Here is a 22,112-nt window from a genome sequence, read left to right on the forward strand (position 1 = left end):
CCTTCACCTATAATTAAATTATGCCATTTTGTAGGAAAGGACCGGATTTTCATGAACATGTTCCCTCAATTGGAAACGGAGAGATTTATTTTACGCAAGTTGACTTCCAATGATGCTCCCGATCTGTTTCATTATTTTTCGAATGATGAGGTTACGAAATACTATGATCTGGATAGTTTTGTAGATCTGAAGCAGGCCGAGAAGCTAATCCAAAGCTGGAACAATCGGTATTTGGAAAGAAGAGGCTTCCGGTGGGCGATTACGCCAAAGTCGGAAGACCGTGTACTTGGGACCTGTGGTTTTCATAATTGGTCCAAGGAACACGCCAAAGCCGAGATCGGTTATGAGTTAAATCCGGATTACTGGCGCCAAGGTGTCATGACCGAGGTGATGCAGGAGATTATGCGTTTCGGATTTGAGGATTTAGGGATGAACCGAATTGAAGCTTTCATTGATCCGGACAACGTTCGATCCCGGTACCTGCTGGAGAAGAACGGTTTTCATGAGGAAGGGTACTTGAAGGAATGCTTCTTTGAAAAGAATCAGTTCGTGGATGCCGTCCTGTTTGCGATGTTGAAAAAACAGTATCAAAGCAGGCTAAGCCGTCCAATCAATGTAAAATATACCTAACCCTACGGGGATCAATTCTGAGATTTGTTCCAATTGCCTTTTCCTCCAGGCACGGAACAAATCTCTTTTACTATATAATGAACCCGCAAAAATTCGACCGGCATACATATTTGCTAACCTGCCCAGTTAAATCTTATTGAAGAATTTCTGATCTTTTGCCATAATAAGCGAAACAGATGACTCGTAAAGGACGGGTTTGGCTGTCAGACAAAGGGAGGGGACTTTCGTTGAAAGGAATCATCACGGTACTGGGCAAGGATAAGGTAGGGATTATTGCTAAGGTGTGTACTTATTTGGCGGAAAACAACGTTAACATTTTGGATATTTCGCAGACGATCATTCAAGGTTATTTCAATATGATGATGATCGTTGATATTTCCGAGCCGGAAAAAACGTTCGAACTGCTTGTTGAAGACTTGCACGGGCTTGGTACTTCAATCGGCGTAGATATCAAGCTCCAGCACGAGGATATTTTTAATACGATGCACCGGATCTAATGAACGGAACGAATAAGGGAGGGAACCATCCAACATGATTTCACGCATGGAAGTCCAAGAAACGAACAATATGATCCGGGAAATGAATCTCGATGTACGGACGATTACGATGGGCATCAGCCTTATGGATTGTGCTCATGCGGATATGAAGGTTTTTAATCAGAAAATTTATGATAAAATCACCCGCTCGGCACAAAATCTGGTTAAAACCGGCGAAGATCTGGAGAAGCAGTTTGGTGTTCCGATCGTGAACAAGCGGATTTCGGTAACGCCTATTTCGATTGCGGCCGGCGGCCTGAACACGGACAGCTACGTTCCTGTGGCCGAAACGCTCGATAAAGCTGCTAAAGAAGTAGGTGTCAACTTTATTGGTGGTTTTTCTGCTTTGGTGCAAAAAGGCTTTACGACCGGTGATCGGATTCTGATTGAAAGTATTCCCGAAGCCCTTGCTGTAACAGATCGGGTTTGCTCCTCCGTTAATGTCGGCTCCTCCCGCAGCGGCATCAATATGGATGCGGTGAAGCTGATGGGGGATATCATTTTACGGACCGCCGAACATACCGCAGATCGGGGCTCCATCGGCTGCGCGAAGCTGGTTGTTTTCTGTAATGCCGTAGAGGACAACCCGTTTATGGCGGGCGCCTTCCACGGTGTCGGTGAACGTGAATGTGTTATCAACGTAGGCGTCAGCGGTCCTGGCGTTGTAAAGCGGGCGCTGGAAGAGGTAAAAGGCAAAGACTTCGAGACGCTGTGCGAAACGATTAAACGTACGGCCTTTAAGGTAACTCGCGTTGGACAGCTTGTGGCTCAGGAAGCTTCCAAACGGCTTGGCGTTCCTTTCGGCATTATCGATCTTTCACTGGCACCTACACCGGAAATCGGGGATTCGATCGCCGAAATCTTCCAGGTGATGGGGTTGGAAGAGGCAGGTGCGCCAGGGACGACTGCAGCGCTGGCGATCTTGAACGATAACGTGAAAAAAGGCGGCGTCATGGCCTCCTCCTATGTCGGTGGACTTAGCGGCGCGTTCATTCCGGTCAGTGAGGATCATGGTATGATTGAGGCGGTTCAACGTGGCGCGCTGACGTTGGAGAAGCTGGAAGCGATGACGTGCGTATGCTCCGTAGGTCTTGATATGATTGCCATTCCAGGCAGCACCAGCAAGGAAACGATCTCCGGCATTATCGCGGACGAAGCGGCGATCGGTATGGTGAACAACAAGACGACAGCCGTCCGAATTATCCCGGTTATCGGTAAAGAAGTCGGCGAAATTGTCGAATTCGGCGGGTTGCTCGGGTATGCGCCGATTATGCCGGTCAATTCTTTCAATTGCAGCGCATTTATCGAGCGTGGCGGCCGTATCCCGGCACCGATTCATAGCTTTAAGAACTAGGAATGCAGGACTGCTTGTACCTGCTTACCGCCTGCCAGCAGATTCACAGCCGGTAGGCGGTTTTTCTGGCTTAAGTTTCTTCAAGACTGAGGTGTGCTTAATTTTGCCCATAATGAAAACAATCGGGCTGCTTGCCCACGTGGACGCAGGAAAAACAACTTTTGCAGAGGCGCTTCTGTACCACACCCAAACGATTCGTAGTAGGGGAAGAGTGGATCATCAGGACGCTTTTCTGGACAGCCATGATATAGAAAAAGCTCGTGGAATTACCGTTTTTGCCGACCAAGCTGAAATGACATATGGAGGTACAACCTATTTTTTACTGGATACGCCGGGGCACGTCGATTTTTCTGCGGAGATGGAGCGCTCGCTGCAGGTGCTGGATTATGCCATTGTGATCCTCAGTGCTGTAGAAGGTGTGGAAGGTCATACGGAAACGGTGTGGGAGCTCCTTCGTGAAAGGCAAATACCAACATTTTTCTTCATTAATAAAACAGATCGGACAGGCGCTGATCCGGAACGCGTGATGAATGAAATCCGCCAGCAGCTAACCGGGGACCTTCTTGATCTTTCTGAATTTGCGCCGGGAAATGTAGATGATGCGCTCAAGGCCTGGCTGGCGGAGCGGGATGAATCCCTACTTGAGCCTTATCTGGATGGATGCATGACAGAGGAGCAGTGGCAGGACGCGCTAATTCGTCTTATTCAAACGGCAAACGTATTTCCTTGCGCTCAGGGCTCGGCGCTGCTGGATATCGGAATTGATGCTTTTCTTGCACAGCTGCATGCATTAACCCCAACGGCTTATAAAGAGCAGCTTCCTTTTGCGGGGAGAGTGTATAAAATCCGTTATGATGACCAGGGAACACGGATTACGTTCATCAAGGCGCTTCAGGGGATGCTGAAAGTTAGAGATGAAGTTGCATATGGTTTAGGTGAGGGGCGAAAAACGGAGAAAATTACCGGCATTCGCAAGTATAGCGGGCAAAAATTTGTTCAGACGGACAAGGTGAGCGCCGGTGAACTGTTTGCTGTTACTGGATTGTCAGATGTAGGTGCGGGCGAAGGTTTAGGGGATGAGCAGGATTTAGTGCGAAGCGAGCTTGTGCCTACCCTTAAATCGAAGGTGCTCTTTGAGCCGCCAGTTCACTTAAAAGAGGTACTTCGCGTTTTTGCGCTGTTGAATGCGGAGGACCCGACCCTGGGGACGATCTGGGATGAATCCTTGCAAGAGCTTCATATTCACGTGATGGGAAGAATCCAGCTTGAAATATTGGAGCAAGTGCTTCTTGACCGTTTCCGGCTTCCGATCTCATTTGGTCCACCGGAAATTTTGTATAAAGAGACGATAGCCGCTCCGGTTTACGGATGTGGCCATTTTGAGCCGCTAGGGCATTATGCGGAGGTTCACTTGCATCTGGAGCCGCAGGAGAGAAACAGCGGAGTTTCTTTTGAAAATGCCTGTCATCCCGATGATTTAGCCGTAGGCTATCAAAATCTGATCGGCCAGCATGTGCTGGAACAGGAGCATCACGGTTTGCTAACGGGTTCTCCGTTAACGGACCTGAAGGTTACTTTGCTCACCGGGAGGTCGCATAACAAGCATACAAGCGGCGGTGATTTCCGGGAAGCAACCTACCGCGCACTCCGGCAAGCGCTTGAAAAAGCTGAAAATGTCCTGCTTGAACCGATTTATCACTTTAAGATCAAAGTTGGATTGGAGTATATGGGGAAAGTCATGACGGACATTCAACAGGATTTTGGCCGTTTTGATGCACCGGAAACAATAGGGGACACCGTTCTAATTTGCGGAGAGGTGCCTGTCGCTACATTTGTGGACTACCCAACCGTTCTGGCAGGAATAACACATGGCAAAGGTTTTATTTCTCTGAAATATGGCGGGTATGCTAAGTGCCATAAACCCGAAGAGGTTATTGAACGAAAAAACTATAACAAAGACGCTGATCCCGCTTACACTTCGTCATCGATTTTTTGTGCGAAGGGGCAAGCTTATTCTGTTCCTTGGGACGAAGCGGATAAACATATGCATGCTAAAAAAGGTTGCTAGAGGACGTCCTCAGGCAACCTTTTTTATATTCGTCAATCGACTTCGCTTTGCCTAAATCCATATGAGTCAATTTTTCAGCCAGCTTTGCGACCAGTTCTCGATGTCTTTGATAATAGGCTCGAAGGCCAAGCCTTTTTCTGTTAACGAATACTCAATCCGAACCGGTGTCTCCGGGTAGATATCTCGCTTGACGATCCCTTCGTTCTCGAGTTCCTTTAATCTCTCGGATAGAACCTTTCCGCTTATACCTATAGAAGCCTCAATTTGGCAAAACCGCTGGGGGCCGGATAGTAGTTGAGAGATGATCAAACCGATCCATCTTTGGCTAAATATACTCATGGCTTTTTCGAATCTAGGACAAATGGACTTATCCATAATAGTTCACCCCTCATTCATTTACCATTATAACACATTCATTTAATTACCACATTACATTTTATAAATAGCTTACTTGACAGTATATAATATTACAAATATAATAACTTACATAAAGTAACTTACTAGTAAATCTAACTTGTGTTAGGTTGCCGGTCAGGGACAAAATATCTATGGAAAAGGAGCGTTACGTTTTTATGGCGGTAACAAAGAGTGAACTGGGTACGACTATACTAAGAGTGTTTTTAGGACTAACGTTCTTGGTTCATGGGTTTGTGAAGTTTCAAGGCGGCATTTCGAACACTGTTGGATTCTTTGAAAGTCTGGGTTTACCGGGTTTTGCCGCGTATATCGTAGCGACCATCGAATTAGTCGGTGGGGCAGCGATGCTTTTAGGTATTGGCACAAGAATGGTCGCCATATTGTTCGCGTTAATCTTGGCAGTTGCCACAATTAAGGTAAAACTTTCGGCAGGTTTTCTTGGCAACGGTCAAATGGCCGGCTATGAGCTAGACCTGGCGTTAATAACCATTTCCATCTACCTTGCTTTAAAAGGTAAGTCCTTCTTAGCACTGGACAATGCAATTTTTCGTTCAAAGAAAGATTAACAGGAAGAAGGCATTATCATGAATTTTCACCGTGGGTCCAACCCATATGTCGGGCAAGTAAGCCTAAAGGTTCAACAGCTTGAGCGTTCCTTAACCTTTTATAAGGAAGCCATCGGGTTTTCGGTATTGAAACAAACGGAAACGACTGCTGACCTGACCGCGGATGGGAAAACGGTCCTGCTATCGCTTGAACAGCCGGACAACGTGATACCGACGCCAAGAAAAACTACGGGATTGTATCATTTTGCGTTACTTCTGCCTACACGTTCTGATCTGGCGAATTACGTACGTCATTTTGCCGAATTGGGGCTGCGGATTGGCTCATCCGATCATCTTGTCAGCGAAGCCCTGTACTTATCAGATCCCGACGGTAATGGCATTGAGATCTACAGAGATCGGAATCCTTCGGAATGGACATGGCGAAACGGTCAAGTCGAGATGGCGGTGGATCCACTGGACTTTAGAGACCTTCTTTCACATGAGGAAGAAAAGCCTTGGACGGGGCTTCCCGCAGATACCGTCATGGGGCATATCCATCTACATGTATCCGAGTTGCAAACTACTGAGAAGTTTTATTCGAAAGGCCTCGGATTTGAGGTGGTGAACCGTTTCGGAGCGCAGGCGCTTTTTATCTCTTCTGGAAAGTACCATCACCACATAGGATTAAATACATGGAACGGTGTAGGAGCGCCTAAACCACCAGAAAACAGTGCTGGACTGAAATCATTTACTCTAATTTATCCTGATGAAGCAGCCCGAAATCGCGTTGTAGCCAATTTGGGGCAAATGAACTTCAACGTCCATCAAGAAGGAAGCGGAAGCATAGCAACAACCGATCCGTCTGGGAATCGCATTTTGTTATTGGTTCGTGAAGAAATAAGCATATAATAAAAACGTGACAGGTGGTAGAACAACATGGGTTTTCTTAACAAATTATTAGGTAATAAAACAACCGAGGAGGCAAAAACAATGGAAAAATTAAACATCGGTATCATTTTAGGAAGTACGCGTCAAGGACGCTTGAGTCCGCAAGTAGGGGAGTGGATCAAGGGGATCGCCGAGCAACGTGGGGACGCCAATTATGAAATTGTCGATATTGCAGATTACAATCTGCCGTTCTTAGGCACAACTGATGGTTCTGAGCCGGGAATTGCAGCCTGGAATCAAAAGCTCGACAGCTTGGACGGATTTGTATTTATCGTTCAAGAATACAACCACAGCATCACAGGCGCGTTGAAGAATGCTCTGGACTTTGCAAGGGAAGCATGGAATAACAAGGCCGCTGGGATCGTAAGCTATGGTTCGACTGGTGGAGCCCGCGCTGCTGAACATCTCCGGGGAATTATGGGCGAGCTGATGATTGCAGACGTTCGTGTACATCCGACATTGTCTTTGTTTACGGATTTTGAGAACGGGCAAGTATTCAAGCCGCAAGATTTGCACCTTAATAACGTAAATGCAATGCTTGATCAAGTCGTAGCTTGGAGCGGAGCACTGAAAACGTTAAGATAATCTAATAAAATAGCAGCTCTAATCGGGTCCTTGTCAATTTAGTGTTGGCAGGGACTTTTGATTTATGGTTTATAGTTAACATAACAAAAGTTATGTAAATAAAAAGGAGGTGCATTTTGCACCACCCTTATCGACTATATTTCGTTAAGTTCTGATAAAGCGACCTCTTGTTCCTTTTCCGGTTGACCGAGCGGATAGATTCTGGCGGTTTCACTTTTCTCATCCACATGTTGAATATAGATGGGTACTCCATCACAAGTAACATTTACCATGGTAGGGGAAGAGACGATTTCTTTAGCACGCTGACTATTCAATGATCCAACCTCCTGAAATTCATGAAATGGTTTGGGTAAGCCTGTGTTTCTAGACAATTATTCATAAGTTACCCACCTGATTGGAGGTTTATGCAGTTTTAACTACAAAATCGAAGAGCATTAGAAGCGCAGGTAGGGGCTTTTACGGCGAACAAAGAAATAATTAATTACGTAAAATATGAATTTGACGAATAAATAGGTTTGAATTAAGCTGTGTTTAGGGAGGGTAGGACCGGATATGGATAAAAGCATGAAAAATCACTACATGCAGCGAATCAACGAGAAGCTATCGGAACTTCCTTGGTATGTAGGTGAATACGTTGATAGCCGTAAGCGGAAGCTCTCACCTACAACGCTGCTAAATTACTGTCATGACTACATCATTTTTTTCGACTGGCTCGTTTTGGGGAATAGTACGGGAGATAGCCGACGTGAAATCGATTTGATGGCACTGGAAATGTTGACTGTTCGGGAAGTAGAAAGTTTTCTAACGTATTTAGAATATGAGCTTGGCAATTCGCGGTATACGATCAATCGAAAATTATCTTCATTAAAGTCTCTGTTTGATTATTTGCAAAATAAAGCGGAGACTAAAGAGCTGAAGCCGTATATTCAACGAAATGTCATGGCCAAAATAGAACTTAATGCCATTAAAGAAAGCCAGGAAACGATCGCGCACCGAATTGAGAACAAAATTTTGCGTAAAAACGATTTTGAGCAGTTCCGGCAGTTTGTTGCTCAAGACTTTGGTGCGTTTAATAAAGAAAATAAGCGGCTATATCATTATCATCAATTGAACTGTGAGAGAGATACGGCCATAGTTTCGTTAATTCTTGGGTCCGGACTTAGATTGTCCGAAGTCGCCGGCATCAATCTCGATGATCTAGACATTGAAAGAGCGTTAGTTCGCGTCATGAGGAAAGGCAGCAAAGAGCAATATGTGTATTTTAGCAAGCAGGCACGAATGGATTTGGCAAATTACCTTGATGTTAGAGAAACGAAATATTCACCTGCGAAATCGGAAAACTACCTATTTATTGCAGCTCGTGTAGGACGTAAGGGAACAGACCGTAGATTAACGCAAAGAGCGATCGAAAAACTCATTAAAAAGTATGCGGCCGCCTACGGGAAACCGACACTTACAGTACATACCTTGAGACACTCATTTGCAACACGTTACCATTTGGAGAATAATGATGTACCTAAGCTGAAAAATCAGCTCGGGCATTCGTCGATCCAGACGACGATGATCTATACGCATTTAACGGATGAAGAGATGAGAAAAGCCGTTAATAATATGGATAAGTAATAGTTTCGAATCATTACAATAACTTTTTCAGGGCTTCCTTGCAGCAACTAACCGTTTCTGCAAGGTTTTTTTGATTATGTAGTGTTATACTGCCCTTGAGGTGAAAAATGTGGAATGGTTAGACAAAATGAATCACTATTAATGGAGGGAATTTTAATATGAGAAAAAAACCATTGGTGTGCATTGAAGAGCATAGCAAAGGTCGAGTAGTATCTTTTTTTGTTAACTGCCGTGGGCCTGAGCGCGCGGCTTGGGATTTACTTCGTGAATGGGCTGTAACTAATTTAAGCGATCATACAGCACGGAGATATATTGGTTGTGCACCTAAAGGACATCACCCCAAAGGTGAAGGACATCAGTCAAATGAAGATATTGGATCTCACGAGTATTTGGCACAAATGTTCCTATTTGACGATGAGGGAAAGAACGATACATTTTTGGGGGCCGATGTATGTGATGCACCTAAAGGATTGTTTCTTGTTGGTGATGTTGTGATGAATGAATTTAACGATGATGGTTCTATTGATATTGGTGCATCCATGCAAAGGTCTTATGGAGTAATGTCTGAATGCTTAAAAGATATGGACGGCTACGAATTTGAGCTAAAGGAAAGGCCATACTTCGAGGAACATATTTTTACAAATGAATGGTTCAGCGGTACGGATGAGTTGGCTGGATTCAAGCTCTGGCTGCCAATAAAAAAAGTATCTAACTATCACGTTAGTTAAAAAGGGGATACGAGCGTGAAGTAGTTGTTCTTGATTTCATCTGGAATTTCTTCACGCTCATCACTATGATTTCTTAACCGCCCTTTGGCTTCAGTCCCTTCAAAAGGATACGTCCTGTAGATGCAGTCTCCCAAACAGGTTCATAGCGGTCTCCCCAATGCTTCAGCATTTCTTCATAAAATGATTTTCGAAGATGATTATAATAGAACATCTTTTGTTGTGATTTAGCCCGGTCAATAGTAACGTTATGGAGCAATTCGGGAACATGGACCCATTCATACCTTGCAGCTAATCGTATAACCATGCGCGCATCTTCGAAATATCTTCCTTCCCACTTATCGTTTGTTAGCCAGCCTTGGACATTGCGCACGCAATCCGTCCGGTAACACCTCGGGTTTAACATGTACCCCAGCTTTAGCAAAAAATCATATTTATTTTCAAAAAGCGGCTGCAGCACATGGTCCGTGCACTTTAACTTACCTTTAGCGTCAGCTTCCCACAAACGGTGATTAGCATAAGAAAAGGCCGCCTTCGGCCGCTTATCAAGGGATTTTACCAAGCGTTCGGCGGCCTGGGGTTCAAGCCAATCATCCCCGTCAAGCTGAATGAAATAGGGAGTGGTAATATATTTTAGAGCCTCATTAAGTGCCTTGGAAATGCCAACATTTGTTTTCATATGAACAAGCCGGATACGCGGGTCATTTGAGAAAGATTTCAACTCGGTCAAGGAACGGTCAGTAGAGGCGTCATCTATAATCAGGATCAACTCCGGGCTTAAGGATTGTTGGGCAGCACTCTTTACGGCGCGGTATAAAGTTTTTTCTTTGTTGTAATTGGGAATAACGATTGTATAATTGGGTATTCGTTCCTTCATGGCCTGCGAATTGGGGGTAAGCTCTTGCAAATAGTACGAATCATCTAAAATAACCCATTTCGGGAAATACTCATTGCCCCATTCACGCAAAATCTGGTTGTACAGATCATAACGGAATTTCCTGCGAACAGACCGGGTTTGTTCAAACCGTTTCCAGTTTTCTTGATCCCTTCTTCGATGGTACAATACCTTATTAACCCATATCCACTGATACTTTCCGGCTAATCTCAGCACAATTTGAACGTCCTCTGCCAGCATATCACCGTTAGTTTGCGCCATCCAACCCCCGACCTCTCGGACAGCATCGGTTCGATAAAAACGAGGGACAAGTGCATAATTCATTTTTAGCAACAAATCGTACTTATCCTTATATTGTTCAAGAACTATCTGTTCTGTATTTTGTACACGATAATTTTCATCCAGCCAGTAAGTTGTATGATTTCCATATATGAGGGCCGCTTGTGGATTGGATTTCGCAGCCCTGATGAGAACAGCCAGAGCTCTAGCATCAAGCCAATCATCCGCATCCAATTGTATAAAGTAAGGTGTTGTAATGAGAGTGAGAGAGTAGTTAAGAGCATTGGTTTGCCCCATATTTTTTTTAAGTGTGATGCAACGGATCCGCCGATCCGCCAAAAAACGTTGTAAACGCTGAAGTGAACGATCCGTAGAGGCATCATTAATGATTAACAGTTCCCATTCCTGGTACATCTGATCAAGAACGCTTTGAATCGTTTGTTCAATGTACCGTTCTTTATTATATAAAGTAACGACAACGGTAACTTGGGCCATGAACATTACTCCCTCCGTTGGCTTATGGGGACAAGACGTATAGATTGCCAAAGATCGGACGGACCTACAGCACATGCTTGGTAGTGGTTTCCCCAACGCTTAAGCGCTTTTTGCGTGTACAGTAGCCGCAATTTATTGTACACGGCAGCGTTACGGTCATGACTTAAGTTATGCTGGTGATAACGGAAGTGATAGAGATTGCGGTCCACATAAGTAAACGTATGATCGTCCAGCAATCGCAACAGCATGCGGCGATCCTCCATCATTCTTCCTTTTGTTAAATTATCGATTTCCCATCCTCCAACACGTTTTACGGATTTTGTTCTATAAAATCTTGGCTGGACCATAGGGTCATAGACAGCAAAGTCGTAGCGGTCTTGAAACGGACGGTGCTTAACCAGTTTGTGAACATAGAAATGTCCGTCTTTCTCATGCCAATGACATGTGTTAGCATAGGCTAATGCTGTGGTGGCAGGTTGAAGTTCCATAGTTTTGAAAAGTACCTGCACGGTGTCCGGCTCTATCCAATCATCCCCGTCCAACTGGATAAAATACTTGGTTTGTATACGCTCCAGCGCATCGTTGAGCACATGGCAAATGCCGGTATTATTTTTACGCGTAATAACTTGAGTACGGTTCGGATCGATGCACCGTCTGACAATAGATACCGTTTCATCCGTTGATCCGTCATCAATAACGAGTAATTGCCAATCTTTAAAGGTTTGAGCATAAACTGAGGCAAGGGTATGCTTAATAAAGGCTGCTTTATTAAAAGTTGGGACGACGACAGTAACTTTTGTCATTTGTCACGTCCTTTTAGGTTCCAGGGCCAGTTCCTGGTCCCGTTCCCGGTCCTGTGTTTGGACCCGTCCCTGGACCGGCGCCGGGTCTAGTGCCTAATCCTGCATTTGATCTCGGATAGTATGAATATGAGGTAGGGGTAGGGGGATTTTGGTAGGGTGCAGGGGCTTTTCTTTGTGCTTTTGGTTTCACAGGTCGTTTAGGTTCTTTAGGCTGTGCCGGTTGTTCTGGATTTGTTAGAGATCGATACTCTTTGGGGGTATCTACAAGATTTTTTGGCACTAAGTTTACAACTTTTTTCCATCCTACTCCATATGTGATTATGACAGGCTCATACTCATCGCCCCACCGTTTTAATGCATCTCGAATGGTCCATTCCGCCATTTCCGCATAAACACCAATATTATTCGTTTGATTGCCGGAGTGCCGGCGATGGTTATATAACATTTGATCCACCCAGTGAAAACGGTAGTGTTCGATCAGACGCAGCAGAATACGTTTATCTTCTAAAAATCGGCCTTCATATGGGTCATCTGTAGGCCAACCGCCGATCTGCTTTAAAGCAGACGTACGATAAAAACGCGGCCATACCGATGTGTTTGCAAGCAGGAAGTCATATCTATCAATGAAATTGCGGCCTTTATACACCTCGGTTTGGATACGATTTCCTTGCGGATCCTCGTGTATAATATGAATATTTCCGGAGACGACCGCCACATCTTTCGGTTGTTTTTCCGCCGCCTGGATTAATACTTCAAGCGTGTGCGGATAAAACCAGTCATCACTGTCCAGTTGTACGACGAATGGGGTACTTACAAGCTCAAGTCCTGCATTCATACTTTTGGATTGGCCTATATTCAATGGATTGCGAATAAGCGTTACACGAGGGTCTTGCAAATACAATGCGATATCGGACAAATATTCTTCGGTTGAACTATCATCGATCAGAATCAGCTTCCAATTCTCATAGATTTGGTTAAATACACTCTCTATAGCTTCAATGAGGTACGAGCCGGGATTGTAGAAAGGAATTAATACCGTTATCCTTGCTTTCATAGATTCTAATTCCTCCTTGTAATTTTATTTATTGTATTGGTCTCGACATCTGTACATAAACTGAAACCATTTCTCTGAAATACGGTCTGAGGCAGCCGACTGGCTTTCTTTTACCGCGGCTTTAGCTAACCTCCGATGCTTATCGTGATCGGTCAAGAGGCCTTCTAATGCTTGAGCAAACTGATTCAATGATCCTTCTGTCCACTCATAAGGATGTTTAGTAGCAGGAGGATGCCCCCATTTCATGTTAGGCAGCAGAAGTTGGCTTCGAGCCACTTCAGGCAATGTACCGACAGCAGCCGCAATGACTGGAACTCCACAAGCCATGGCTTCCTTAACGTGCGTTGCTCCCGTTTCCCATTTACTGCCGCATACTAAGACATGCCATCTGCGAACCAGTTCCGGCATTTGATGATGCGGAATCATCGAAATGATTTTGATATTCGGCAATTTTTGCTGCAACCATTCCTTCTGAAATTGCGGTGCCCTTCCATGAACCATTTCAAACTGTACATGCGGAAATTTTTTTGCCAAAAATGGAATCACTTCGACTCCCTTGGTGTATTTATTGGGGGCGTCATTACCAATCCAGCCTACAATAGGTTCTTTAGCACGTTTTCCCGGCGAGAATAAGGTTAGATCAACCATACTGGGGATAACGGTAATTTTGCTCGGATCATAATCCTTCCATTGCTTCAATACGAGCTGCTTTTGGTAAATCGAGTTCACAACTAACGGAACTTGTACTTTTAACGGTTTCGATAAATCGATATTCGGTCCGACGCTCCATCCGGTTGCCTTTGTTTCCTGTCCGGTTTGCCATGAGTTAAAAAAGTAATGATTCCACCATCCGGGTTCTTTTTTATCAATGATTCGTACATGCTCTGCGGCATACATAGGAATTTGGCCTTTATAGGGGGCAAACGCAATTTTCAAATCATCAGGACAAAGAAGAGATAGCCACTTTGCCCTTGTATTGGCCGCTAATATCGGACCTTTGGCCTCAGAGATTTGAAAATAGTCCAGCACAAACTTAAATCGGAACAAGGATTGCGCCCCCTTTCATCTGGAATGATTTCTACACATGTACATGAACTCAAACCATTTAGTTGAAATAATGGTTGGATCCGAGTTTTTACTTTCAATGATTGCCGATTTGGAGAGTGATTCATGCAATTTATGGCTGCTCAATACGGTATCAAGAGCAGAAGCATATCGTTCCAACGATTCTTGACTCCAATTGGATGGATACTTGCTGCCTAAACTATTATTCAATGTCATTTCCGGCAGCAGCATCTGACTAATAGCAATTTCCGGAATAGCTCCAACGGCTGATGCTATAACCGGAACCCCGCAAGCCATGGCTTCTTTGATATGTGTACCACCGGTTTCCGATTTGCTGCCGCTGATCAAGACATACCATTTACGAATGATTTCCGGCATCTTGTAATGGGGGACTTCGTAGTACATCTTTAAATTTGGCAACTCTTTCGGAAGCCATTCTTTTAAATATCGGGGCTTTACTGCATGAACCATTTCGAATTGAACGTCAGGGAATTTTCGGGCCAAATAAGGAATGACTTCAACTCCTTTAATTCTTCGACGATCGACGTCATAGCCAATCCAGCCAATGGTAATCGGTTTTTTTCGTTTTTTCGGGAAAAACAATTCGGGATCGACCATATTCGGAATGACATGGATTTTATCGGTCGGATAATTCCACGCTTCCAATATTTTGTTTTTGTGATAAACAGAATTAGCAACCAAAGGAATGGTCTTATGAATCGGATGCTTTAAATCGATATTAGGACCCCAGCTGAACCCGATTTTATTGTTCTCCAGCTTATTACGGATAAGAAAATAATGGTTCCACCATCCGGGTTCATCTTTGCTTACTAACTTAACCTGGTCAGGATCATACATAGGAACCTCACCAGCATTAGGCGCGAATGCAATTTTTAAATCCGAAGGGCATAACCTCGAAAGCCATTTTGCTCTTACATTTGGGGTGAGTGTAGGTCCTCTGGCATCAGCCTTTTGAAACCTATCGAGTACAAAGCGAAAAGGAAACAGAGGAGGTCCTCCTTTCTGCTTAAAAAGATGATGAGTCACTTGGTATTGGACATTTGCCCAGCATGCTTACGATAGTAATAATGAACCTCCGGAATATTTTCGATGCGAACTCCTTGTTTCAAGCATTTGAATATAAACAAGAAATCGTGCCCGGTAATGGAACGTTTGCCCGGCAATTTCCGGACCAGTCCGCCAACTTGATCGAAAATTTCGCTTCTGAACAGGAGGGAGCCGTAAGAAGCACCGGATTTGTTCTGCACCAAATACTTATTGGCGATGTTTGCATGTCCGTCTACAATAAACCCGGCTTTCAGATATACATCGGGCTCACTGTCTCTGAACTTAGCAATGTAAGTGCCTACCATCCCAACGTCGGGATGCTTCTTGAGAAAGCTAACCTGTTTCTCGATTCTCGTAGGAGAAGAAAAATCGTCCGCATCTTGAATGGCGATATACTCACCTCGGGCTAAAAATAATCCAGTTGTGTTCGCTCCTGCGTATCCTATATTGTAAGGTAATGTCAACGATACGAATTGACCGTCTGCTGCAAACCTCCGGGCTAACTCTCTTTGGCGCCATCTCTGTACAATCTGATCGACATCATCCGTTGAACCATCATTGATCAGAATAATTTCAATATGCTTATAAGTTTGCGCTGCAATACTATCCAGGCATTGTTCGATATAAGGCGCTGAATTATAGCAGGGTATCACTACGCTAACTCTTTCCTTCACCCTTGTGAACGTCAATGGGTACACCTCCTCCAATGGAATATGATATGATTAACCCGTTTTCTTGGATTGTACATTCGCGGATTAATAGAATGAATGGCATCAAACTAGGGCAATTGGAGACAACCTGCGTATACTATCAATACAGCGCAATTGATCAAGAGAGAAGGGATGAGAGGATGCCTACCCGCCGATACGTAAAAGCAAAATTGAGTATTGATCAACTCTTTCAGCGCATGAACGAAGACAATATTCGTTATGTTATATTACGGTGGTTCGAACAGCTGCCGGATATTCAAAATGGGGAAGATATCGATTTATTAGTCCATGATGAAGATATCAACAAACTTCACTATTTCACTAAAGAGAAGGTAGGTGACGCTGTTCCGTGTGATGTTTATAGCGCATCTGGCCTGGAAGGGAGCGATTATGCAAAGCTTCCCTACTATCCTGTTCGAATTGCCGAAACGATACTGCAAAACCGGGTTTTGTGGAAGGGAAAATACTACGTGCCATGCCAGATGGATCTCTTTCTCAGTATGGCTTATCATGTGGTCTATCATAAAGGAGAAAGATCAGGCATCCCTGTAATAGGAAATAACAAGCTGCCGACCAAACCGTTAGAACACAACTATCATCAAGTTTTAAAAGATTTGGCTCATATAAACGACGTTCAGGTCGAGATCAGTTTATCCAGCTTGCACCGCTATCTTGTAGATAGACAATGGAGTCCGGGCATTGATACGATTCGAAAGCTAGGTTTGCGAAATAAATGGCTGAAAGCATTATATCCGCCCAAGACTATTGACCAAATACGAGACGGAGAATTAATCGTATATTTTGTCAGAGAGTGGGCATACAGCAGAGGCTTAACCGATCTAATAGTCAATACCTTAGAAAAGATGGGGCTGAATATTCTTCTAACTCACCGATTGAATGAGACAGCAAGGTACAGGGCATCAAAAAAAATAAGAGGGGGAAACTGGGGGAAAGGGCCATGGAAGGTCTGCGGTGGCGGCCCTGAAGTGCTGATCGCAGCGTATGATCTGGAGCCTATAGCTGTTCCGGAAAGTAAAAGAAACGAATATCCTTTTGTAGCCAATGGACATTTTTTTCTCAAAGAAAAAATACGTAAGGAATTAATGCGTGATATTCCCCGCGAGAGCAAAACAAATCCGCTTCATTCCAGTGACGACGAGCAGGAGGCATGGGAATATATTAAAATAGCTTGTCCTGAAATGGTTTCACATGTGAAGAAACGGATTCAAACGCACATGAACAGCTATTTAACTAGAGAACCCGTATTGCAAAAGCTAACTGGGAACAATACTAGAGGAAAAGTGGAGGTTATTGAATTTAATGGTAAGAAGGTCGTTAAAAAAACATTTAAGCCGGGGAGACAACGATTTTTAGAAAGAGAAAAGTATGCTTTTGAGGTGCTAAGTAAGAAGACATCTCTAATTCCCACGTTGTTAGATCAAGGCGAAAATTACATCATTATCCCTTATTACGATAAGCTCATTGAGGACCAGGCGAGCAGGGTTAGCTTGTTGAAGAATCATTTGGGTGAACTGGGCCGATTTTTGAAACTATTATATGATGAAGGTTTGGCTCATATGGATTTTCACCCCGGAAATATTCTATTTACAGCAAACAAGGGGATTAAAATTATTGATTTTGAATTCTTATACAAATATAAGAAGAAGCCTGGTACATTCAGGGAATCTTATGATATTGCCGGCATTCCACCGGATTTTGATGGTGATTTACCCATCGGGATTAGACCCGATGAGAAAAAACTTCATGACATATGGATGCAAACTTCAGGGTACGGATTGGAAGATTTGGCTTTATCCATTGAAAAGTAAGACAGAGAACTAAGTGAAGGAGGGGATAGCTTGAGTTCAATTCAAAAGATTATATTATTAGAGTCAAATACCATTCTTTATGTAGATGAACATGATAATAGAGGAAAATGGTTAATCAAGCAGAATGGAATTACACAGCCTCATGTTACCGGTATATGGAGAAAAATAGTTAATAAGTGGCAGCCGACGATCGCAATAGATGTTGGAGTGAATTATGGGGAAATTATGTTTTCAACAGCTTACGATCACAATATACAAATAGTAGGTATAGAAGCTAATAAATTGCTCGACAGCTGCATTAGTAAGTCCATAGCCGAACACCCGAATGCAAGTCAAATAAAAATGATCTATGCGCTTGCTTCAGATAAAGATACGGATGAGAATACTTTTTTTGTTGATAAAGAATGGTCTGGAACTTCAGCAGTTGTCCCAAATAACGAACATAAATTTAGAACTCTGAAAGTGAATAGTACGAGAATTGACTCGCTATTTGCAGATCAATCTTTGGTTAAAGAACGATTGCTTTTTAAAATAGACGTGGAGGGTTATGAACAATTTGTCTTACATGGAATGAACAGACTTATAAAAGAATGCAGCAACTGTATTGGGATCATTGAATTTAATAGCGAATTTTTAGAGAGAGCCGGAACGGATGTTGACGATTTTTTACGGTTTCTAAATGAAAATTTCAAAGTATATTTGCTTTACTCCAGTTTTAAAGTATACCATTTTGAACGGATGAATTTAGAGAGCTTAAAAAAACATTATAGAAATGAACACTTTCAAAAAGATTTATTATTGTTATCAGACAATGAAACTATTCAGCAACTGGACCTGAAAGTAAAAGAAATTGGTCAATCCCTAAAGGAGTAAATAAGGACAGGAGCTGATAAAATAAAATGGTGTCGATTATTACATGCACGATGAGACCGCATGCCATAAAGAATGTGTTTAGTAATTACGAGAACCAGGTGTATCAGGATAAGGAATTAATTATTGTTTTAAATAATGATGAAATGAACCTGGAAGAATGGAAAAAAAAGGCAAATAAATATAAGAACGTTAGTGTTTATCAACTTCCCAGTACCGTAACACAAGGGGAATGCTTGAATTTCGCTGTGAAAAAATCAAATTATCCTTATTTTGCAAAATTTGATGATGATGATTTTTATGCTCCATATTATTTATCGGGCTCCATGCGAGCTTTTCAGTTATCCGGTGCTGATATTGTAGGTAAAAGATCAATCTTTTGCTATCTGGAAGCAAGTAGAGTATTGGCGATACGAACACCTCAGTATGAACATACTTTCACAAATACAGTAAGTGGTGCCACGTTGATTATAAAGAAAGCAGTATGGAATAAGATCAACTTTGAACCTCTGAATTATAAATCCGATACAACCTTTACCGCGCAAGCAACCGCACAAGGCTACAAAATTTATTCCACCGACAAATATAACTTTAGCTGTATTAGAAATGCAGATCCTGAGGCCCATACATGGAAATTAACAGACAAGGATTTTTTGAAAAAATGTGAAATTGTTGCACAAACAAAAAATTTCAAACCGCTAGTAATAAAGCAGCCTTAATAAAGAAGTAACAGAACGTTCGATAATGAAGCAGACTTTTTCATGAGGTCGCCTCGTTTTAGGTGAGTTTGTAGGAGTACAAACACATTAACGAATGTGCGGCCTTTTGACATTTTCACAAAACCCGTATTTTGTACATATGTCTATAAAACGAAAAAGCCTCTTGTACTACTTAGTAATCTGTTTATTCTTGGTGGTCTGCAGCTCTCCCTTGGATTTATTACAGTTCAGTTTCCACAATAACTTTGAAACTTGTTTCAGTGTAACAAAAACAAACACACTCCTTTCAGCATTCATCTGAAAAAAGTGTGTTGAATCAACTTTAAACAAATAGAGTATTACACCTGAACCCTTAATGAAAATTTTTCTATAGAACATATTCCTTCTCACTCAATTGCAGTAGAGAATTTCTTAAAAGCTTTATATGGCACCTTAATTAAATTAAAACTGTCTGAAGGCAGCTTATTGATAGTCTGCCGTGTATCACTATCCCTTATCGTCATTCCAATAATAACCTGACAATTCTTAAGCTTAATGATGTGATTAAAAAACTTATCTACATCACTACTAACAATACTATGTTGTGCAGGTTCATCAAAGATAAGAGTTCCTGGATGATTTCCTGATTTTTCATTAGATGTTTCTAATAATGATAACACAAATGACCATATCGCTCTTATATTATCACTTGCTGAGGAATCAAATTTCATATCAAACCCCTCGATAACGGGAAGATATGAATCCATTGATATGTCAATTTGATTTAAATTCGGTATACTTTTATATCCAAATTGTGTGAGATTTTTGATGAAATGATTTCTTAGAATCTTAATTTTTTCTTCGTCTAAATCAGAAAATTTCTTCTTTGGAAGATCGGCTTTATCCTTTAAATACTCTTTCCAATCATTAGATAGCTCTCGAAGTTTTTGCTTCTTTGTATTAAAATACTCGATTAATTGATACAGACTATTCATTTCAGCATCTAGCTGTAACTTCTTACGAATAATGGATTCCGATATGTTTTCATTAATTGAATATAAATCATTCCGCAAAGATTTAGCCACACTACGAAGTGTTAGTAAGCTATTCTCAAGTTGTACGATTCTCTCCCGTATCTTATCCTTATTTCTTCGATGACCCTCTTGAGCAAATTCAAGCATATCTTTCTGAGCATTCAAGTGTCTTATATTTTCATCAATACTCATGACTTGCATATGACTAGAGTGGGGTATTAACGTATCATGGATGGGTTGACTACATACAGGGCATGTATCCTTTGATGTCGCTAAATCCAATTCCGAACCAAGGGTTCGCAATCTAGCTGCGTCTTTATTATTTCTAATATCGGTCTCGATAATTTCAAGATTGTTGGAGAGTTTATCAATGCTACTGCTTTCAGAATGAAGTAATCCTCTATTTCTATAAATCTCTCGCTCAAACTCCTCAATTGAGTTTTCGGTAGCATTAAGTTCTTCTTGAATATGATCAAAATTATCTACAACTTTAGGATTTAAAAGTGACAGCTTATTATACTGTTCTTGAAGCTCTTCAATATATTCATCTATCTCTGCATCTTGTTTTTTAATAATGAGGTTTGATAAATCTTCTTCTGACAGTATCTGAGGAGACAACGGCAGTCCATGGGGAACACAACCTTCTCTATACACAAAAGTATTTAACTCTTTTATTAAAAAGTCCCATTGAAACTTTATACTGCTGTCTCTTGTTCTCAAAGAGTCCTTCTTCTTTTCATTTTCCAAAGTATCCAGGCGCAATAAAAACTCTAACACACGTTTTTTTGACTCTCGGATGCCCAAAAACGGCATCCCTGACATAATATTCGACCAACCATTTTTCTGCTCAATAAACATTGCAGAAAATACTAATTGTAAATATAGTTTTCTTGTTCCATCATCAGCAGCAGGCACTAGAGGAAGCTCAATATGTAAAAAGCGTTCTAAAAAAGTGTGAAACCCCTTCACATACACAGCTGAATTAGGCATATGAACGTACATGTCTTCGATTAATACATCTGTATTTTTGATGTTATTCATTCTACTGTGGAATACGGTAATGAGCCTATTATCTCTACCTTCCATCGTAGCAGAACGGTAAATTGTAACTGTTTCTTTTCCATTATAAATTTCAAGATAAGCTCCTGACTCTAGGACTGGCCAAACATCTTCTCCCTCCTCAATGGCTGTCTTATAAACTGCTGTAAGAACTTTTTCACCTTTCCCACCAATGATTTCTTCAAAACCCAGACAATAATAAATAGCAGCAATAACAGAGCTTTTGCCACTCGTGTTATCTTCGCTTGCTATTATATTTAATCCATTCGTAAATGTACCATCGTATCCGTATGTACCATTACTTGTTTTGATTTGAATTTTCAACCGATTAATTCTCAGCACTGGAATACCTCCACAAAGATGTAAGAGCTTTAATTTTATCTTCTGTAAGCATCGTCGATAATGAGGATAAATAACGTTTTTCATCCTTCATTAGCTGCGTGTCTTTAATGATTTTTTTCACATAGCTCTTTCCTAGCTTGGATAGCTTATACAAGCCATTTTGCTGTTGAAAGATTATGCCATCTCCAACCGCAAATCGGATAGCATGGTTAACTGCTGGGTCAAAACGAACTACCGTATAGCTAGCAATTCGGTCATATACTAAATCCTTCAAATCTTCCATATCTTGTTTTGTGCTAAGTCCGACAGAAATCATATGTAGCTTTAGTAATGAACAGCCACCACGACTACACATCTCCATAATTAGGCATAGTTGAGCTATCTTGTAGCTTATCCTATAGTTATAAGGAACCGCATCCGGTTTAGCTTCAAATACGATTTCGTCTGCTAAAATGTAGTTTTTGCCATTCATCATTTACT

Annotated in this window: 22 protein-coding genes; 12 read left to right on the forward strand and 10 right to left on the reverse strand. The window is 42.1% G+C overall.

Features of this window, described 5'->3' with window-relative positions:
- Positions 1 to 51: 51 nt before the first annotated feature.
- The 4 genes from ACFQ3W_RS05470 to ACFQ3W_RS05485 all read left to right on the forward strand — a co-directional run bounded on the left by ACFQ3W_RS05470 (position 52) and on the right by ACFQ3W_RS05485 (position 4,588).
- Positions 52 to 630 (forward strand): GNAT family N-acetyltransferase, encoded by a 579-nt coding sequence (locus tag ACFQ3W_RS05470; RefSeq protein ID WP_379317449.1) that lies wholly within the window; start codon positions 52 to 54, stop codon positions 628 to 630.
- 227 nt (positions 631 to 857) lie between these two features.
- Complete coding sequence (locus ACFQ3W_RS05475) at positions 858 to 1,127, forward strand: ACT domain-containing protein (protein ID WP_379317451.1); 270 nt, start codon at positions 858 to 860, stop codon at positions 1,125 to 1,127.
- A gap of 34 nt (positions 1,128 to 1,161) precedes the next feature.
- Complete coding sequence (locus ACFQ3W_RS05480) at positions 1,162 to 2,520, forward strand: PFL family protein (RefSeq protein WP_379317454.1); 1,359 nt, start codon at positions 1,162 to 1,164, stop codon at positions 2,518 to 2,520.
- A gap of 112 nt (positions 2,521 to 2,632) precedes the next feature.
- Positions 2,633 to 4,588 (forward strand): GTP-binding protein, encoded by a 1,956-nt coding sequence (locus tag ACFQ3W_RS05485; protein ID WP_379317456.1) that lies wholly within the window; start codon positions 2,633 to 2,635, stop codon positions 4,586 to 4,588.
- Between the two features lie 66 nt (positions 4,589 to 4,654).
- Here ACFQ3W_RS05485 and ACFQ3W_RS05490 read toward each other — a convergent pair whose 3' ends face one another.
- Entirely contained in the window at positions 4,655 to 4,963 is a 309-nt protein-coding gene (locus ACFQ3W_RS05490) for a winged helix-turn-helix transcriptional regulator (RefSeq protein ID WP_379317458.1), read from the reverse strand.
- A gap of 197 nt (positions 4,964 to 5,160) precedes the next feature.
- Between ACFQ3W_RS05490 and ACFQ3W_RS05495 the strand changes: the two genes are divergently transcribed.
- Genes ACFQ3W_RS05495 through ACFQ3W_RS05505 form a run of 3 tightly spaced genes read left to right on the forward strand, consistent with a single transcriptional unit; the run spans position 5,161 to position 7,083 of the window.
- Positions 5,161 to 5,571, forward strand: coding sequence for a DoxX family protein (locus ACFQ3W_RS05495; protein ID WP_379317460.1), 411 nt, complete (start codon positions 5,161 to 5,163; stop codon positions 5,569 to 5,571).
- An 18-nt stretch (positions 5,572 to 5,589) separates the two neighbouring features.
- On the forward strand, positions 5,590 to 6,459 hold the full coding sequence (locus ACFQ3W_RS05500; RefSeq protein ID WP_379317462.1) for a VOC family protein: 870 nt from the start codon (positions 5,590 to 5,592) through the stop codon (positions 6,457 to 6,459).
- A 27-nt stretch (positions 6,460 to 6,486) separates the two neighbouring features.
- On the forward strand, positions 6,487 to 7,083 hold the full coding sequence (locus ACFQ3W_RS05505) for an NADPH-dependent FMN reductase (RefSeq protein ID WP_379317464.1): 597 nt from the start codon (positions 6,487 to 6,489) through the stop codon (positions 7,081 to 7,083).
- Positions 7,084 to 7,217: 134 nt separating this feature from the next.
- Here ACFQ3W_RS05505 and ACFQ3W_RS05510 read toward each other — a convergent pair whose 3' ends face one another.
- Complete coding sequence (locus ACFQ3W_RS05510) at positions 7,218 to 7,397, reverse strand: small acid-soluble spore protein H (protein ID WP_379317466.1); 180 nt, start codon at positions 7,395 to 7,397, stop codon at positions 7,218 to 7,220.
- A 238-nt stretch (positions 7,398 to 7,635) separates the two neighbouring features.
- Between ACFQ3W_RS05510 and xerS the strand changes: the two genes are divergently transcribed.
- Positions 7,636 to 8,706, forward strand: a complete 1,071-nt coding sequence (xerS, locus tag ACFQ3W_RS05515) for a tyrosine recombinase XerS (protein WP_379317468.1) — start codon at positions 7,636 to 7,638, stop codon at positions 8,704 to 8,706.
- A gap of 158 nt (positions 8,707 to 8,864) precedes the next feature.
- Positions 8,865 to 9,434 carry a hypothetical protein gene (locus ACFQ3W_RS05520; protein WP_379317470.1) on the forward strand — a complete coding sequence of 190 codons (570 nt, stop codon included), beginning with the start codon at positions 8,865 to 8,867 and terminating at the stop codon, positions 9,432 to 9,434.
- 73 nt (positions 9,435 to 9,507) lie between these two features.
- Here ACFQ3W_RS05520 and ACFQ3W_RS05525 read toward each other — a convergent pair whose 3' ends face one another.
- The 6 genes from ACFQ3W_RS05525 to ACFQ3W_RS05550 form a co-directional block, all read right to left on the reverse strand.
- Complete coding sequence (locus ACFQ3W_RS05525) at positions 9,508 to 11,100, reverse strand: glycosyltransferase family 2 protein (protein WP_379317472.1); 1,593 nt, start codon at positions 11,098 to 11,100, stop codon at positions 9,508 to 9,510.
- 5 nt (positions 11,101 to 11,105) lie between these two features.
- On the reverse strand, positions 11,106 to 11,903 hold the full coding sequence (locus ACFQ3W_RS05530; protein ID WP_379317474.1) for a glycosyltransferase family 2 protein: 798 nt from the start codon (positions 11,901 to 11,903) through the stop codon (positions 11,106 to 11,108).
- A gap of 13 nt (positions 11,904 to 11,916) precedes the next feature.
- On the reverse strand, positions 11,917 to 12,957 hold the full coding sequence (locus tag ACFQ3W_RS05535; RefSeq protein WP_379317476.1) for a glycosyltransferase family 2 protein: 1,041 nt from the start codon (positions 12,955 to 12,957) through the stop codon (positions 11,917 to 11,919).
- A 24-nt stretch (positions 12,958 to 12,981) separates the two neighbouring features.
- Entirely contained in the window at positions 12,982 to 14,004 is a 1,023-nt protein-coding gene (locus tag ACFQ3W_RS05540) for a glycosyltransferase family 4 protein (RefSeq protein WP_379317478.1), read from the reverse strand.
- 15 nt (positions 14,005 to 14,019) lie between these two features.
- Positions 14,020 to 14,880 carry a glycosyltransferase family 4 protein gene (locus ACFQ3W_RS05545; protein WP_379317480.1) on the reverse strand — a complete coding sequence of 287 codons (861 nt, stop codon included), beginning with the start codon at positions 14,878 to 14,880 and terminating at the stop codon, positions 14,020 to 14,022.
- Between the two features lie 185 nt (positions 14,881 to 15,065).
- On the reverse strand, positions 15,066 to 15,779 hold the full coding sequence (locus tag ACFQ3W_RS05550) for a glycosyltransferase family 2 protein (RefSeq protein WP_379317482.1): 714 nt from the start codon (positions 15,777 to 15,779) through the stop codon (positions 15,066 to 15,068).
- A 161-nt stretch (positions 15,780 to 15,940) separates the two neighbouring features.
- On the opposite strand from ACFQ3W_RS05550, the gene ACFQ3W_RS05555 reads away from it, so the two are divergent.
- Genes ACFQ3W_RS05555 through ACFQ3W_RS05565 form a run of 3 tightly spaced genes read left to right on the forward strand, consistent with a single transcriptional unit; the run spans position 15,941 to position 19,218 of the window.
- A complete protein-coding gene (locus tag ACFQ3W_RS05555; RefSeq protein WP_379317484.1) occupies positions 15,941 to 17,629 on the forward strand; it encodes a hypothetical protein in 1,689 nt (562 codons plus the stop codon).
- Between the two features lie 30 nt (positions 17,630 to 17,659).
- Positions 17,660 to 18,502, forward strand: coding sequence for an FkbM family methyltransferase (locus ACFQ3W_RS05560; protein ID WP_379317486.1), 843 nt, complete (start codon positions 17,660 to 17,662; stop codon positions 18,500 to 18,502).
- A gap of 26 nt (positions 18,503 to 18,528) precedes the next feature.
- Positions 18,529 to 19,218 carry a glycosyltransferase family 2 protein gene (locus ACFQ3W_RS05565; protein ID WP_379317488.1) on the forward strand — a complete coding sequence of 230 codons (690 nt, stop codon included), beginning with the start codon at positions 18,529 to 18,531 and terminating at the stop codon, positions 19,216 to 19,218.
- Between the two features lie 386 nt (positions 19,219 to 19,604).
- On the opposite strand, the gene ACFQ3W_RS05570 is transcribed toward ACFQ3W_RS05565, so the two are convergent.
- Both ACFQ3W_RS05570 and ACFQ3W_RS05575 read right to left on the reverse strand, forming a co-directional pair.
- On the reverse strand, positions 19,605 to 21,632 hold the full coding sequence (locus ACFQ3W_RS05570; protein WP_379317490.1) for a hypothetical protein: 2,028 nt from the start codon (positions 21,630 to 21,632) through the stop codon (positions 19,605 to 19,607).
- Positions 21,619 to 22,107, reverse strand: a complete 489-nt coding sequence (locus ACFQ3W_RS05575) for a hypothetical protein (RefSeq protein WP_379317492.1) — start codon at positions 22,105 to 22,107, stop codon at positions 21,619 to 21,621. Before ACFQ3W_RS05575 ends, ACFQ3W_RS05570 begins: the two co-directional genes overlap by 14 nt.
- Positions 22,108 to 22,112: the final 5 nt, after the last annotated feature.

Source organism: Paenibacillus puldeungensis, from assembly GCF_042678945.1.
GTDB lineage: Bacteria > Bacillota > Bacilli > Paenibacillales > Paenibacillaceae > Fontibacillus > Fontibacillus puldeungensis.